The organism is Pseudomonas huaxiensis (assembly GCF_003231275.1).
GTDB lineage: Bacteria > Pseudomonadota > Gammaproteobacteria > Pseudomonadales > Pseudomonadaceae > Aquipseudomonas > Aquipseudomonas huaxiensis.
The window spans coordinates 678,053-693,716 of record NZ_QKVL01000001.1 but is presented as its reverse complement, the minus strand read 5'-3'; the positions used below and the strand labels follow the sequence as shown (position 1 = coordinate 693,716).

At 55.0% G+C, this 15,664-nt stretch carries 15 protein-coding genes and 1 pseudogene; 8 read left to right on the top strand and 8 right to left on the bottom strand.

Features of this window, described 5'->3' with window-relative positions; all coding sequences use genetic code 11:
- Position 1 precedes the first annotated feature (1 nt).
- The 4 genes from DM374_RS03415 to DM374_RS03400 all read left to right on the top strand — a co-directional run bounded on the left by DM374_RS03415 (position 2) and on the right by DM374_RS03400 (position 4,839).
- Positions 2–1,048: a methyl-accepting chemotaxis protein gene (locus tag DM374_RS03415; RefSeq protein ID WP_450088428.1), complete on the top strand. Its 1,047-nt coding sequence runs from the start codon at positions 2–4 to the stop codon at positions 1,046–1,048.
- Complete coding sequence (locus tag DM374_RS03410; protein ID WP_177431502.1) at positions 1,020–2,786, top strand: GGDEF domain-containing phosphodiesterase; 1,767 nt, start codon at positions 1,020–1,022, stop codon at positions 2,784–2,786. The genes DM374_RS03415 and DM374_RS03410 overlap by 29 nt, the downstream gene beginning before the upstream one ends.
- A gap of 462 nt (positions 2,787–3,248) precedes the next feature.
- On the top strand, positions 3,249–4,247 hold the full coding sequence (locus tag DM374_RS03405; RefSeq protein ID WP_110968571.1) for an ImmA/IrrE family metallo-endopeptidase: 999 nt from the start codon (positions 3,249–3,251) through the stop codon (positions 4,245–4,247).
- Positions 4,237–4,839, top strand: a complete 603-nt coding sequence (locus tag DM374_RS03400; protein WP_110968570.1) for a hypothetical protein — start codon at positions 4,237–4,239, stop codon at positions 4,837–4,839. Before DM374_RS03405 ends, DM374_RS03400 begins: the two co-directional genes overlap by 11 nt.
- 28 nt (positions 4,840–4,867) lie before the next feature.
- Here the strand turns inward: DM374_RS03400 and DM374_RS03395 are convergent, their stop codons facing one another.
- Entirely contained in the window at positions 4,868–7,099 is a 2,232-nt protein-coding gene (locus DM374_RS03395) for a hypothetical protein (protein WP_110968569.1), read from the bottom strand.
- Positions 7,100–7,337: 238 nt separating this feature from the next.
- Between DM374_RS03395 and DM374_RS03390 the strand changes: the two genes are divergently transcribed.
- Entirely contained in the window at positions 7,338–7,625 is a 288-nt protein-coding gene (locus DM374_RS03390) for a DUF3892 domain-containing protein (RefSeq protein ID WP_110968568.1), read from the top strand.
- A 270-nt stretch (positions 7,626–7,895) separates the two neighbouring features.
- Here the strand turns inward: DM374_RS03390 and DM374_RS03385 are convergent, their stop codons facing one another.
- From DM374_RS03385 to DM374_RS03370, 4 genes are all read right to left on the bottom strand, one after another.
- On the bottom strand, positions 7,896–8,477 hold the full coding sequence (locus DM374_RS03385) for a hypothetical protein (protein ID WP_110968567.1): 582 nt from the start codon (positions 8,475–8,477) through the stop codon (positions 7,896–7,898).
- 99 nt (positions 8,478–8,576) lie between these two features.
- Positions 8,577–8,951, bottom strand: coding sequence for a hypothetical protein (locus DM374_RS03380; protein WP_110968566.1), 375 nt, complete (start codon positions 8,949–8,951; stop codon positions 8,577–8,579).
- Position 8,952: 1 nt separating this feature from the next.
- Positions 8,953–9,423 (bottom strand): hypothetical protein, encoded by a 471-nt coding sequence (locus DM374_RS03375; protein ID WP_110968565.1) that lies wholly within the window; start codon positions 9,421–9,423, stop codon positions 8,953–8,955.
- 42 nt (positions 9,424–9,465) lie between these two features.
- A complete protein-coding gene (locus tag DM374_RS03370) occupies positions 9,466–9,858 on the bottom strand; it encodes a DUF6957 family protein (protein WP_110968564.1) in 393 nt (130 codons plus the stop codon).
- Positions 9,859–10,048: 190 nt separating this feature from the next.
- On the opposite strand from DM374_RS03370, the gene DM374_RS03365 reads away from it, so the two are divergent.
- Both DM374_RS03365 and DM374_RS03360 read left to right on the top strand, forming a co-directional pair.
- On the top strand, positions 10,049–10,540 hold the full coding sequence (locus DM374_RS03365; RefSeq protein ID WP_110968563.1) for a helix-turn-helix domain-containing protein: 492 nt from the start codon (positions 10,049–10,051) through the stop codon (positions 10,538–10,540).
- Between the two features lie 361 nt (positions 10,541–10,901).
- Positions 10,902–11,492: pseudogene (locus tag DM374_RS03360) on the top strand (mechanosensitive ion channel family protein); the annotation flags it as partial.
- 79 nt (positions 11,493–11,571) lie between these two features.
- On the opposite strand, the gene DM374_RS03355 reads toward DM374_RS03360, so the two are convergent.
- The 3 genes from DM374_RS03355 to DM374_RS03345 form a co-directional block, all read right to left on the bottom strand.
- Positions 11,572–11,955 carry a hypothetical protein gene (locus tag DM374_RS03355; protein ID WP_110968562.1) on the bottom strand — a complete coding sequence of 128 codons (384 nt, stop codon included), beginning with the start codon at positions 11,953–11,955 and terminating at the stop codon, positions 11,572–11,574.
- 68 nt (positions 11,956–12,023) lie between these two features.
- Positions 12,024–13,001 (bottom strand): carbon-nitrogen hydrolase family protein, encoded by a 978-nt coding sequence (locus tag DM374_RS03350; protein WP_110968561.1) that lies wholly within the window; start codon positions 12,999–13,001, stop codon positions 12,024–12,026.
- A gap of 40 nt (positions 13,002–13,041) precedes the next feature.
- Positions 13,042–14,478, bottom strand: coding sequence for a purine-cytosine permease family protein (locus DM374_RS03345; RefSeq protein ID WP_110968560.1), 1,437 nt, complete (start codon positions 14,476–14,478; stop codon positions 13,042–13,044).
- Between the two features lie 249 nt (positions 14,479–14,727).
- On the opposite strand from DM374_RS03345, the gene DM374_RS03340 reads away from it, so the two are divergent.
- Positions 14,728–15,657: a LysR family transcriptional regulator gene (locus DM374_RS03340; RefSeq protein ID WP_110968559.1), complete on the top strand. Its 930-nt coding sequence runs from the start codon at positions 14,728–14,730 to the stop codon at positions 15,655–15,657.
- Positions 15,658–15,664: the final 7 nt, after the last annotated feature.

Here is a 15,664-nt window from a genome sequence, read left to right as displayed (position 1 = left end):
AATTGCCAGCGGTTGCGCAGTGATTGCGTTTTTTGCATTACAGGCTTGGCAAAATCGGCTTTCCGAGCATTTGTTTTTGCGTTTGCAAAATACTGTGCATGGGGCCTTCGATAGCGAACTGATTGCTCGCACCTATACCGACTTGGCTGGTAAACCCGCCCAAATACAAATGGCGTTGATCAGTGAGCGCGCGCGAATTAGCACCGTACTTAGCCGGCTTGAGGATTATGCCGACCATAGTTCAGAGCTGGCCCAACGCAGCGGTCAATTGACCAGCAGCGCCGAAACCTCTTTGCTGGCTCAGCGAAGCGAGGCCGATATGACGGCAACTGCCATGCATGAGATGGCGGCCTCGATTGCCGAGGTATCAGCACATGTTCATCGCACCGCAGATGAGGCGCAGCGGGCTAATACACTGGCTCGTAACGGCTCTGCCGAGGCTGGCAAGACACGCGACGTGATCGAGAACTTGGCACATACGGTGTCCGGGATTAGCGATTCGGTGGAGGCATTGGCGCGCGACACTCAAACTATTGAACAGGCGGCGGGCATGATTCGGGCAATTGCCGAGCAGACCAACTTGCTAGCCTTGAATGCGGCCATCGAGGCGGCACGGGCCGGTGAACAGGGCCGGGGCTTTGCCGTGGTGGCAGATGAAGTACGAGCCTTGGCATCGAAGACCCAGGAGTCGACCAAGGCTATTCAGGACATCATCAAGACACTGTTGGCGGGGGCGCAGAACGCGGTGACGATAGCCCAGGCCGGCACCCAAGAGGCCGCCGCCGGTGTGCAGCAGGTGATCGCTACCCAGGAGGCGCTGCAAGGAATCAGTAGCGCCGTTGGCTTGATCCATGACATGGGCCAGCAGATGGCGGCGGCATCAGAAGAACAGGCGCATGTCGCCGAGGATATTTCCCGGCAGATCACGCGCATTGCCCAAGCCTCTGACCATAATGCCGAGCTGGCGGGAGAGTCCGCGCAGGTGGGCAACGACTTGAAACAGACATCACATGCCATGCATGCACTGGTTGAGCGCTTCGGTAACTGAAATGAGAAAACCGGGAGAGAACAATCAGGTGCCTGACGGGGCGGAACCGAATACATGGGATGGCCTGGAGTCAGCGCTTGCCGGTGCCATTTTCAATGCCGCTGTAGATGCCATCATGGTCATCAACGCACGCGGTATTCTCCAGGCGGTTAACCAGTCTACACAAACGCTTTTCGGCTTCAGTTCGGACGAGATGCTCGGCAAGAACATCTCCATGCTGATGCCAGCACCGTATGCCCAGGAGCACGACGGTTATTTAAACAACTATTGCTCCAGCGGTGAGCGCAAGATCATCGGCATTGGCCGAGAGGTCACGGGCCAGCGCAAAGACGGCAGCTGCTTTCCGCTGCATTTGAGCGTCAGTGAGTTCAGTCAGGATGGCCAGCAGTTATTCGTCGGCATCTGCCACGACATCAGTGAGCGCCGCAAGTTCACCGAGCACATTGCCTTTCTGGCCAAATACGACGGGCTTACCGGGTGTGCCAATCGACGTGAGTTTATTGAAGGGCTGTCCAGAGCCATTGAGGCTTGTCAGACCAGTGGGCGGAAAATTGCGGTGTTGTTCATCGATCTGGACGGTTTCAAGCAGATCAACGACAACCATGGTCATCAGGTTGGCGACCGCTTGCTCAAGCTAACAGCTGAGCGCTTTCAGAAAACCTTGCGCGATAGTGACTTATTAGGTCGGGTGGGGGGAGACGAGTTCGTCGTCTCTATCATTCTAGATTCCAAAGGGGAAACAGCCTCCCACATCGCCGCACGGTTGATGGAGGCGCTGAAGGAGCCATTCGTCATTGATAATCGGGCACTGAGTGTTGGCGCAAGTATCGGCATCAGCCTGTACCCCGATGACGGTCTGACAGCCGATGAGGTGATGAATGAAGCTGATATCGCCATGTATCAGGCCAAGGTGGAAGGAGGCGGCTGTATTCGCCTATTCGATCAAGCGTTACGTGAACGATCCGAGCAGGTCTATCGCCTGCTCAGTCGCTTGCGCAAGGCCATTTCGCTAGAGCAGTTCGAGTTGCATTACCAGTTGCAGTTCGATATGCAGACCTTGCAGCCGTGCGGCATGGAGGCCTTGCTGCGTTGGCGTGATGGCGTTAATGGCCTGGTGGCACCTGATCAGTTTATTCCTGTAGCACTGGAATACGGCCTGATGCCGACTATTGGACGCTGGGTCATTCGCCAGGCGTGCAAAGACAATATGACGCTAATCGAAACGGGCCTGCTGGATGTGGTGGTAGCGGTCAACATCTGTGCCCCGTTGTTCAGTGAAGCCGGATTCTGCGCGCTGGTTCATCAGTTACTTGTCAGCACTGGACTGCCGGCTGAGCGTTTGGAGCTTGAGATCACCGAAGATGTGGCAATGAACTCTTCGGCCCAGGTATTGCAGACCTCGGATGAACTGCATGAGGCCGGTATCCGTTTGGCAATGGATGATTTTGGCATCGGCTTTTCGTCGTTGAACCGCTTGAAAAAGTTGCGGTTTGACAAGCTGAAGATCGATCGATCGTTCGTTTCTGGTCTTTTTGAAAGCCGTAGCGATCAAGCTATCGTGCAGGCCATTCTCGGTATGGCCAAAGGACTCAGCATGCGCACGGTGGCTGAGGGGGTTGAAACGGAGGAGCAGCTAGCCTTCCTGCGGGAGGCAGGATGCTCTCAAGGGCAAGGTTTCTGGTTTGCCAGGCCGATGCCACTACCTGAACTAATTGAGTGGTTGCGGGAGCGGCGTTAGCAGGGCAAACACTTGCCGTTGCACCGGCCCCAGTACGCCTCACTGGACATGATCCTATTGATCGCCCGCCTTGAAGTCTTAATCGGCGGCCCCTTGAAGAGTATCTGGGAAGAGGCTCATAACAAGCTTGGCCTTGTTATGAGCAGGCCACGAGCAACTTTACAGGGAACGTTCTCAATCAGGCCAATCACACTCCTTTGCATTACTAGCGGCTATACCGCACATACATACGGTGCCAACGGTCATAGGCTTCTGGAGTGTCGTGCCAGAGAGGGCCGATTCGGGCAATTCAGAAGAACACCGTCTCGACAAAGACCTCAACTATCTCTGGCCGCCAGTCACTGTCACTGAATTTGCCCATCAATAACACCTCGATTCATTGCCAGTGATCATCACGCAGCCAATACCGACAAATCCCAACTACAAAAAGCGGCGAGATACTGGCGGCACCTTCGGCATCAAATGAGAACACCGCCTAGCACGCTGAGCGCGCGATTGCATGGGTGCAGCACAGGTACGATTCGTCCCAACTCTTGCCGGTCAAAACCATCAGCGCGGTGGATCACAATCACTGGAAAGGATGGTCAGAATCTCCAGCATGAATGGGCCACAATCTCTGGAACTGAGTGTCAGCATCACTGGAATACACACCTTACCCAGGAGCTTCGCGGCAATGCTCAGTCATTTGCTTTCCAACCGCGAGGAAACTACTACATAGGTCATGCAGAAGAAGCGGCTAAGGCGTTTCGTCAGCTCATGGGACACTCTGATCGGGAGGTACCCCGAGATATCTACGCAGAGTTTCGCTCGGTTGGTGTGCATGTGTTCCGTCGTAGGCTGGAAAACTCCAACATTTCTGGCGTATTCGTGAAACATCCCGTCGCCGGCAATTGCATTTTGGTCAACTACAACGAGGATGTGTATCGACAGCGCTTCAGTGCGGCCCACGAGATGGCTCACTGCATTTTTGACAGCGAAGATGGGCCAAGCGTGACGATCCCAGGAGACAAGGATATCAGGGAGGTTCGCGCCAATAGGTTTGCGTCCTGCTATCTGATGCCACCAGAAACGATCAACAAGCTCCCTGATCCCAGCGCTTGGACGCAAGAGGATTCCCAATCATGGGCCAATAAATTCCGGGTGAGCTGTGACGCCCTTGGTATCGCCTTGAAAGCAGCGAAACGAGCCGACGAAGCGACCAGTCGACGCATCCGTAGCTATCGCGTTCTGCGGGAAGCGAAAATAGATCCTGAGCTGCCAGAAAACCTCACACAGTCGCAACGAGCGAGAAAAACCGCCTTGCTGGAGCGAGGGCTATCGAGTCACTACGTGATGCTATGTCTGGATGCTCATAGCCAAGGCGTAATCAGCCTTGGGCGGCTCGCAGAAGCCCTGCTCTGTGGCTATGGAGAATTAAACGCACTTGCGTCGCTGTATGGGAGGAAAATTCATGGCCATTGACCCATCCAAGTTCCACAAAATCAACGTCGCCGACACTTGCTCTGTTTGGAATATTTTGTCATCACGCAGGCTTTATGTCGGGGCTCAAGAAGCCAAGTGCGAATTTTGCATAACCGGATTTGTGTTCTATGAGTGCCTGGTCAAGCCACGGTCATCCCCAACGGATGCCGACCTTGAGCTCAGGGAGCGTCTGGAACGCGAGAGGAAAAGAGGCAAGTTTGCATCCCACTCCTGCAGCATTGACGACCTACAGGCTATCGCTGATCTCGAAAATCGTAGAAAGCTGGGGAAAGGCGAACTGTCCTCAATCGCCTTCGCCAGCAAGATCCGACAAGCCTTCATCACTGATGACCGCAAAGCCCGAGCGCTGTCCGAAAGCGTCGCAGATTCCATCACACAAACTACACCGCACCTGCATTCTTGGCTCATCTTCAACAACACCCTGACAGATGCTGACCACCAGGAAGTGTTGTCTCAACACATTGAGATGGGGGGCTCTCTTGCCACGCATCTGGACACTGCATACCAAATGGCCTTGCAGTGCAAACTGAATTTAGCGGCCCCGCCAATGCCGGCACCTCACGCTAAGTAAAAAGGAAATTCCAAGGCTTCGTCAAACATTAAGCTGCGCTTGGATCCGAAGGTGGTTTTGAGTATCCATGACTTCGCTTGGCATGGAACTCTTTCACCTCATCCCAAGACATCTTGATTGCGATGCTCAGCCTAGACGACTCGTCAATCACATAGACCTCTGTCTCTGGGTTACTGATCGGCGACACTAGCCTGAATGGCTCTTGCAAACGACCGCTACCTATCGTTCCATCTTGGCTAAAGATGATAGCCGGACAATGATCTTCGCTTTCGTGCAGGGCCTTCACGCCGGCCTTCAACCAATCCCAATCAACATTTCCATGATACGGAGGCCTGGTGGTGTGAAGTACAACAGGGATGATCGAATCTATCCCTTTTACAATTAAACTAGGGAAACCTGACAAAAGCACATCATCATCAATCGTACTTATCGCGCCGATAATTTCGACCTCATTCTGGAGATCTATCTCCGAACTCAAATGCGGCTCTAGTAAGGCCATAAAGCGGAGGTAATTTTCAGAGCTAAGTACGTGTCCTTGACTCCCTTCACTCCTTCCTATCACAACAGCCAAGATATTACGAATTAGCATTGCTGCCTCGCCGGCGCCCGTCGACTCAAGGTGTCCTCGGGAGCCTTCCTCCAGCAGATTGAATACAATTGCATGACGATATCCAAGATCACAGCAAGCCTGATGAAGTGGATGATGTGGGCCAATCAGGTCACTGGTCACCCACCTGGCCAGCTCTTGAGCGGCCTCAAAACGTTTGGAGGGATCGTTGGAAAGGTGAGGAATTGGTGTAACGACTTCTTCAGTGATGTCGCACATCTGCTTCATCTCGATGGCATACCTTAGCGCTTCAAGCTGCGCCCACTCGACCAAGGGCTCGATCTTGGCGGCGTGCTCTCTGTCAGGAGAGGCATTGAACGCAGCGACGGCTAAATCTCCGAGTACGCGACCTACCAGGAAGGCATCGCTGCACTTAATTACTCCCCTTGGGAATGGCACTCCAAGCGAGAGGTTAGCCACCAATGTCATTGCAACCGCAGGATCAGTCCAGTCCAGTTGATTCCTGCCCACAAATGGCATGTAGTTCTGCCTGACTGCAGGATTACATACAAACTCACGAGCATGCTGTCCTAGGCTGCCCCAGAAGTCGAATCTCGTCGGCACAACTCTATGACGATATTGGCGAGTCTTGAGATGCCATTGAAAGTCACCACAAAACTCTGGATCAAAGTGATCCTCCAATATAGGAAATGCAGCTTTGGCTATGTCATACACGGTGGTGGGCGTCTGCCCCAATAGGTCGCCTCTTCGACTATGAAGAAACGCCCCAGCCTCCGATTCCCGCTGGGGTAGCCCATGGTCTCTGCACCACGCATACATCGCATAAGGATCAATTGCGGTTAGAGTTATACACCATCTCCCTCGACCGTAGCCGTGGACGTCACGCCAAAGCATCATAAATCCGTGTGACCCAGCGCGGTCACCTGACCTGGCAATCATATCCATTGCTGAAAGAACGACTCGTGGCGGCCAACGCTCATCGTCTTTATCAATGATGTCATGATCACCTGTGGGCCCTTCATCTCCCAGTTGATCAATGCCTTTGTAAGCAAGGTAGAGGTCGATAGAAGTCAACGCTTCCGGAGGAAGGTTGGTACTACCCGTAAGGTGCCAAGCTTCCGGCAAGTGTGCAGTCAGTCCAAATCCCGACGCACTACTTGTGAGCCGAAGTGCCAGGCACTGCTTGCCTGACCAAGCATTCATACTGCCTACCGCATGGACTAGGAGAGTCGACCAATCTGCTGCGACGACCACGAAGCATACGTCGAAATTCCCCAGGAAGGGCAGCATGTTCCGAAGCTCTTGCTCATAACCCGCTAGCTCGGTAACTGTCTGGCGCTCTGTATCGCTGGCACGCTTGACCTCAAACACAACAAGAGTTTTGGTTTCCGGATTAAAACAAAGAATATCAGGGCGTAGCACTTCCCCAGTTGTGAGAGAAATACTTGTGTTGATAGAAATCATTTCCAACAAGGCAAGCCTGCCAAGTACATGCCGAGCTGCTTCTGCGGAGGCACGACGTGAAATGTAGTCGATACTGAAAGCCGGCAAAAAACACTCTTGATCACCTAGATCTGCCAGCGACAGTACCGCCTCCTTGCCCTGGATCGTATCGAACAGCTCATCATTCTCTATGCATTGCTGCAACCAGGTTACCACTTCGGACTCGAGGGGGATTTTCTGCGCTGCCATAACCGTCCCTGACTTAATGGTGAGAAATGTCCAAATAACCTTTCTCGGCCTGAAAATACTAGCCCACGTGACGTTAGTAGTGAAGATTTTTACGGGATGGCTGCGAAAACAAAAGCCAAGAATTTGGCGCCATTTTCCACCTGCGACCATTCTCTTGACACTAATAGCCATAAGCCATTACAAGGTGAGTTGCGGGCAAAAATCCGCCTCCTGATGATAATCACGAAAGGAACTCGCAATGGCTGACGTTGTAGTAACATGCATTACCAAACCTAACGTGCATAGTGCTCACGAGCACATCACTCACCTTGGCAACCCAAATGCGGGTTGGAAATGGTCAAGGGAACAAGTCATTCAAAGTATCGATGCAAAAACGAATACTTTTTATGTTCAAGACCCGGCTAGCGGAAAGAAGGCCTACATCGGCGTAGTTCGGGAAAACGGTAAAGCCGCTTACCTGCGAACTCATGCTGATGGTTCTTGGAACAACAACCTGCTCTCCTTGAACCAATGCCCGCTGGGCTAATCTCACGTTACTGCCTATTTGAGATAGCTATCGGGTAGGAGATCTGTAGTGATGGAAAGAGGCGCTTTCATCACTGCGAAGCCCGACTAGCTCCTTGGATCGCAGCAGTTGAACAGCGCTGGGCTCCACGGATTTGATGGATTTGGTCGATCATGCAAGCGGAGCGCGCAGGCCACGATGGCCGTAAGAGGTGAGGATGGAAGCCCGGAGGGCCAAGCCCAGTTCAACTGGGCTTGGTTTACGACAGCCGTACCCGGAGGGTCACCCAAATTAGCGGTGCATTTTACTGAAACGTTCGACTAATCTGCCTGGAGTAATCGACTTCCAAGTATCGAGCACAGTAGTTTTGTAGAATAGGTTAATCCCCATCCCTACAAAGAATGCCGCGATCAAACACGCGACAATGAATGAGCAGCGCGTTACATCTCCAGCATACTCAGCAAAACCATTGACAGAGCTGTAGTGATAGCCATCAACAACCGAACCCAAGCCGAAGAAGAACGCAATCCAAAGCACGACAAAAGCGACAGCGGAAATCACCGCACCGTTGGCCCAGATACCCAATTGCGAAGTATATCGAAGGCTCGGCACTTCAATAATTTTACCTTCGACAGACTTTACAGCATATACGACGCCCGTATTCTTAGTTTTAATCTTCGAGTTCTGCACTAGGGCGTAAAATTCGTAGTGTTCGCCCTTCTCAAGCTCTTCAAAAATCCTTGTAGGCATTCGAAAATTTGGAATCAGAACATCATCTAGCTTCAGGATGACTTGAACATTATCAGAAAAGCTCTGAAACACCCGGATATCATCGAGACGGCCAGAGAACTTTAGATATTCAAACTTAATCACGCGTACAGCTCCTTGCTTGGATGCCTATCGCAGGCACAGTAAAGCCTGGGCATGATCAAACCACACCCATCGCTAAGGTATTAAAATCTGGGCTAGCTGCTATATGTTGGGGTAGCGATTACCAACCAAACGCTGAAACTCCTTGAAGCTTTGGCGCCCTGTGTCGCGTCGGAATGTTGCGAGCACGTACCTTGAATTGATGGTAGTAATCACCCAGAACCGCCCCTCCTTCCTTGCTAGCAGGATGTCTGAGGTTCTGATCAAGTGGCCATCAGCATACCGACCACTCGGCTCTTTCTTGGTATGACCAAAAACAACCCCTACAGCACTTGAGCCATGTATCTGGACGCTTGTTAGGTAAGCAGTTATGTCGTCTTCGTATTCCTGACCAGAAGCCCGAGCAATCCGCAGCAAATCGAAATCCGTTAAACGCTTTCCGCGAAACTCAATTTCCACTGAATTGGTAGCTGTCATGCTAAATCCCCCTCGATTTAGGGACTGGCTCATCGTTACAAGGACGGCTACGGTACAACTCTTTTACGTCGGTAAGAGACTCGACATTGACACCGGGTTCATGGCTATCAATGTAGACTTCGCCGCCCTCCACCTTCAATATGCAAATTGCAACTTTGGCCTTGTTGTAGCCCATGGACAGAGAAATCAGCTTCTGCATTTTCCAATCTGAGTCTTTGTTCATCCAGGATGGAGTGACGACCCTGACTTCCGTTACCTTCACTGACTCATCTTGGCCTCGTAGAGCTTCAACTAGCCGGGCTTCATCATTCAGCATTTCCTCACTGTTGACGAACCTACCCTCGACCATGCGCTTGACGGTTAAGTGATACCAGTGAGTTGATAGAGCTCGGGACACTCCATGCCAATGGGTCAACCCATCACCAAACATTCCAGGAACACCTGCGATATCACTTTGGTGGGTACGAAACATAAGAGTGCCTCAAGAGCCAGCATCACAGCGAAGCATTGATATTTAGAAGATGGAGAAGATGGCCTGAATAGACGAAGGCTTGCGATGCCCTGGCCCCTTCAACACATAGACAGTGTTCCGCGTGACGAACAAGTAGCCCTCTTCGAAACGAGTACCCATGGAGGAACGTACCCAGTTGCCGGGCTCAAAGCGCCTCTGCTCGTCATGCAGCACCTTGTGGGCAAACAGAAACATTGGCTGGCATCCAGCTGCGGTTACTTTGGCCCGCTCCTCATCAGTGACTATCGCATCGAGGATCACCCACTCTTCAACTACGCAGATGGGAAACCACTTGAACCGCTGTCGGGCCGCAGCAAGGACATCTTCGAGAGACAGCTCGGAGCCAATCAGCTCCACTCCGTCGCCAAGCAGGCCGTCATTGATGGGTAAATCCACGTGCAGCACCTCATCACAGCAATTTTCGAAAAATGTTCGCGAACCGGCGGGAGCCCCTACCCTCAACACAGATCCACCCTTCTGAGCGCACCAATGATGTCACGCGGGCACCTTAATACACAATAATACCCGTAATTGATGTTTATCGGAAACCCTGTGGTGTGGCTATATCCTGACTTTTGGGCACGCCATGCACCTCAAAATCGCCCTTGCCGGCACCCTCAGGGCCCTTCGGCTGAATCGGCGCATTCGTTATGAGCAGCTTTCAGATGCCAGCGCCAAGTCCAAGATAAGCGCTCTCGAGCGTGGCGAAACCAGCATCACACTGGAAAAGTTCGAAAGCCTTGCTGTAGCCCTCGACATCGATCTTCTGGCCCTAATGGCGCTGTGCATGTCGGCGCGGCTCGACACGCCCTACCCAACACTCATTGAACAGGCTCGCGCACAGCTCAAGGCCTTTGAAGCTGAGGGCGGCTTGGAGCTATTGGCTGATCAATTTGCTGATGGCGAACTCGTCCAGCGCTCGCGGGGAAAGCCTGTGAATACTGACAATCTCAACGCCGTCAGAAAGCTGAAGGCAGAAGGGATGACCCAGGCGCAGATCGTCCAAAAGTTGGGGCTTTCACCCACAATTGTTAATCGACACTGGAAGCGGATTGTGGACGAGGAAACTGCTGATTGAACCCACGTGTGGAGCGAGGCAATGGGGTGAGCGTCGCTGCATTTTGGCTCGCTACAGGGCCTATGCAAATGCCATCTGGATCGGTGAGTTTAGTCTGAGAGTGGGTCGCCCTTTCTAGCTAGGGCAGCCACGATTTCGGTTTCAGGCGGCAAGGTTCAAGTAGGTCTGAAAGGCCCAGAAGGGTTCGGATTTTCTGAGAGACGCAGCTTGCCGCTCACCACTTCCCTTCCCTAGCAATCTTGGGTGCTTGCCGACCCTGTCCATTTTCCGGGGAAAAGATGGACAAATGACATTATTCGTAAGTATCTGTTTTAAAAGATTTTCGCATGTCCATTTTTAGGGTCGCTCACGGGTGTAGACGTTCGACAAGACCATCGTCTCCATCCCCACCTGGCGCCTGATGAGCGAGTCGTTCAAGAACTGGCGCGGCATGCAGCAATCGGGCGGGCGGCGGATCAAGCGCAGCCTGTTCATCGATGCCGGCGGCGTGCGCTTCGTCACTGCCGAGGAAGAGCGGCGCATGGGCGAGGTGCGTCTGCTGACCGACTACATGGCGCACAAGCGCAGCGAACTGCGTAGCTGGAACGAGGCCCAGGGCCAGGTGGCGGAGCTGTCGGCCAACCGTCGTCGGCTGACCAATATCGGCACCTTCCGCGCCTTCGCCCTGGCGTACTTGAAGAGCCACCCGGACATCCAGCCGAACATGACCTGCATGGTCCGCCAGATGCAGACCACCGCCCAAGGCGTGCCGCTGGAAATCTACTGCTTCACCCGCACCACGGTGTGGGCCGAGTACGAGCGCATCCAGGGCGATATCTTCGATTACCTGCTGGCGGTGCTGCCAGAGTTCGGCCTGAGCCTGTACCAGCAGCCCAGCGGCAACGACCTGCGCGCGGGGCTGCTACCGGCCAAGGCGCTGGCGCCGCAGGTTGTAGAAGACGAACTGGCCTGAAGCCCCCCGCGCAAGGCACCTTTTGCGTGAAGACCAGAATGGAAAAGCCCGCGCAAGCGGGCTCGGGGACTCACAGCGCTCAAGCACCGATAAAAATAGCCGCCGCCGCAATCAGCCCCGTACTCAGCGAAACAAACGACACGAACGACACCCACTGAAACACCTTGGTGGTCTCCACGGTGATGGAGAACGCCATGGGCACAAATGTCAGCGGATTTACCACACCACCGAACATCACCAGCGCAGCGACCCAATCAGGCAGTTGCGGATTGGCAAGCGCAGTCACCGCCATCACCGTCCCCATGATGATCCAGTCCATATGCGCCTGCCTCACGCGCATCGGGTTGACCACGCCCAGAGCGCGAAGCTTTGCCGGATAGTCGACAGACGCCAGAACGGCAAAGCCGGAAAGCGCTCCCAACGCGATGGATAACAGCGCGGTGGCAAGAAGTGCATGAACCATATGTCAGCCTTACTGGTTTCGGGCGAGCCGATGGACGGCCGCCCGGGATTCAAGTTCGAGGAAAGCGATCAAGCGTCGCGCAGCGATAACCCGGACCGTACACGTCGATCTACCGAGAGTTCGAAAACATCCGGGCGCAAGTAATGCCCGGCCACATCGAGGTCATGGTGCTGGGCATCGATCTGCGCCAGATCGATGGTTGCCAGGACGATACCCGGCTCACCGAAGAGCGGCCCGGTGACCCACGAACCATCGGGAGCGATCACACCCGACCCGCCACTGAACAGGACGCCCTCGTCCAGCACATTGCCGCCAACGCCACGGCGATATGCCGTCAGCAACTCGGCAGGCACATCATCCACGGCCAGATACTGGCCGGCGCAAAGCACAAAGCAGCGACCTTCGAAGGCGTAGGAACGGGCGGCAACATGGTGCATTTCCGGCATATCGGGCCAGGCGGCCACATGAATCTGTTCGTCCTGCGCATGCAGCGCCTGGCGCGCCAGCGGGTGCCAGTGCTCCCAGCACACCAATCCGCCGAGGCGACCAACCGCCGTGTCGACGGCCCGCAGTCCCGAGGCATCGCCGTTGGCCCACACCGTGCGCTCAGTGTGGGTGGGCGTCAGTTTGCGGTGCACATTCAGAATGTTGCCCTCGGGGCCAATAGTGACCAGCGAGTTGTACAGCGAGCCGCCATGGTGCCGGGAACGCTCGTTCATCCCCATCACCACAGTGACCGCATTGACCCGCGCAGCCTCGCGAAGCACCGACAGGTCATCGTCCATGTCGTCAGGAAGGCCGATAACCGGGCTGTCTGCCAGCAGCCTGGCGTACCAATGCTTGGCTTGCGCATCGTCCCACCCTGCCATTCCGAATACCCACGCCGGGTAGCAGCTCAGCCAGGTTTCCGGAAACACCACTAGTTGCGCGCCCTGGCGTGCAGCGGTCTGAATATATTCGGCTGCCCGGCGCAGCGATTCGGCTCTATCAAGAACAGCCGCCGGCATTTGCACAATGGCGACTGTTTTTTCGCGTTTGTTGGTCATTCAAAAACCTCTTTCTTATTGGTCGTTATTCAGAGAACGCTCAGCCGGCAATGCCTTCCAGCACGAGCTGACTCTGGCGCTGTGCAGCGATCTCCGAAGAGCGTTCGAGATTGCGCGCCAGCACGAAATACAGGCCTCCGGAAATCACCAAGCCGGGGATGAATGCGATATCCGCCCCGCCCAGTGCTTCAGCGATCGGGCCAACAAAAAACGGAAGAGAGAAGAACGGCACCATCGCGACGAAGCCGACCAAATAGGCAAACACGCCGCGCCAGGCCCAACGGCCATACACACCGTGCGGATTGAAGATTTCGGTGATGGCGTATTCGCCTTTGCGAATCGCATAAAAATCGACGAGGTTGACCGCCGTCCACGGGATCAGGAAGTACAGCATCAGCAGCACAAAGCCATTGAAGCTGGCCATATAGGCTTCCGGTAACGCCAACGCTACTGCCAGCGACAGCAGACCTACCACGCTCAGTCCGATCACCCTCACCCGTACGCCAGGGCGTACTGGCCGGAAACCGTCCACTGCGCTGATACCGGTCAGCATGGCCCCGTAGCTGTTGATGCCGGTGACCGACAACTGCGCTACCGCACCTACCAACGCGACGAGTGTGCCAAAGCCCGGGAAGAAATAATTGCCGGTTTGCACCAGCGCCACTATGCCATCTGCGCCAGGTATATAGCTGGACAACACCGCACCCAGCGACATAAGCCAGGCCGCCGACGTTGCTGCGCCCAGATAAGTCCAAGAGATCAGTTTGGGGCTGGACGAGTCTTGAGGCAGGTAGCGCGAATAGTCGGAGACGTACACCGAATAGCTGATGTTGTAGCCTGCGGCGAGCGACAACTGTACGAGAAACGCGGTGGTGTTCCAGCCCAGGTTGACCGGTGTCGGGACTGCTGCCGGAAGTGCCGTAACAGCCATTACCGTCACGATGCCAAACACCGCAATCAGCAGGTAAGTGAGCCAACGCTGCACAAAGTGCAACAGGTCATAACCCACCACGGCTATCACGATACTGATCACGATCAGCGCGGGGTACCAGAACCACGTCGAGCCAGGCAGCACCAACTGCAAGGCCTGGGTCACCATGATGACGCCGAACACGATAAAGCCGATGTAGACAAAAATAGTCGCGGCAAACGGCACAATGGCGCCACGGCTACCGAACTGCGCGCGGGACTGGATCATCTGCGGCAAGCCCATCTTCGGGCCCTGGTTGGCGTGCAACGCCATGAACACGGTGCCGAAGCCGGCACCCAGGACGACCGCCAATACGCTCCACAGAATGCTCAGTCCCATGCTCGGGCCAACGAAGCCGACCATCATGGTGAGAAACACGAAGTTGCCGGTGAACCAGAACGGCCCCTGGTGCCAGACCTTGCCGTGCCGCTCTGCACGCGGGACATAGTCGATTGAGCGCGCTTCAATGGTGGGTCGACCCGACCCGCTACTGCGTTGAGTTGCCATGCTGCACTCCGTAGACATTATTTTTCTTCTGGATAAAGCCGTTCTCGCCTGGGCTGCGGCAGTGAATCCCTGCCCAGCAGCGGCGTGAGTATCGGAAGAAAGAAATGGTCGGTAAATCCTGGAGTTCAGAAGCTGACTTACTCGAAATCGCAACTAGCGCGTGGCGTCTGTCCGTAGCGGTCGGCAGGGCACATTTGCTGGTATAAGGGCTGCGCCCATGGCATTCGTGAAGCTGCACCGGAGGGTCTTATGCTCACCAATCTCTCAGACGTGGATCTGCGCAAGTTACGCATTTTCTGCACCATCGCCGAGGCTGGAGGCTTCACCGCCGCGCAGGTCCGCCTGAACACCAGCCTGCCTCGCTTGAGCACCCTGGTGCGCGATCTGGAGGTTCGCCTCGGCTACACCCTCTGCAGTCGCGGCAAGAACGGCTTTCATCTGACCGAGAAAGGCGCGCAGACCTATGCGGCGGCGCGGGAGCTGTATGCTGACATCGACCGTTTTCATCAGCGGGTGGTCATGCTTAACGAAAAGGCCCCGGAGTTCTTGCAGATAGGCAGCGTCGACAACCTGCTGTCGCTCGCCCAGGCGCCGCTGCCCCTGGCACTTGCGGCCTTTCGCCAGGTCTCGCCCGGCACCCGCATTGACCTGCAGATCATGCGCGCCGACGAACTCGAACAAGCGGTGCTTGAAGGGCGTCTGCACCTCGCCATCGGCTGTTTTAACCACCAGCTTTCCGGCCTGCACTACCAACAGCAGTTCGAGGAAGAACAGAACCTGTATTGCGGACGCGGGCATCCGTTCTTCGCCCGCCCCGGGCAGCATTTCACGGACGAGGAAATCGGTGAGGCGGATTACGTAGACCGTGGCTACATGCTCGAAACCCGCCGGCCGCACAAGTTACGGTTCGGCAACTCGGTCAGCGCTTCATCCATGGAAGCCACCGCCACCCTGATTGCTTCTGGCACCTGCATCGGCTATCTGCCCACCCACTACGCCGATATCTGGGTAGCGCGCGGCATGCTGCGTGTCATTGCACCGCAGCGGCTGAGGTACATCGCGGTGTTCCACTGCATCACCCGAAAGGGGCAGGTGCCGACGGAGTCACTGGCAAAACTGCTGCACGCCTTGCAGACGGCACAGGCCTCGGTGACAGTGAAGCCGGGCACGGACGTTTAGACACCCG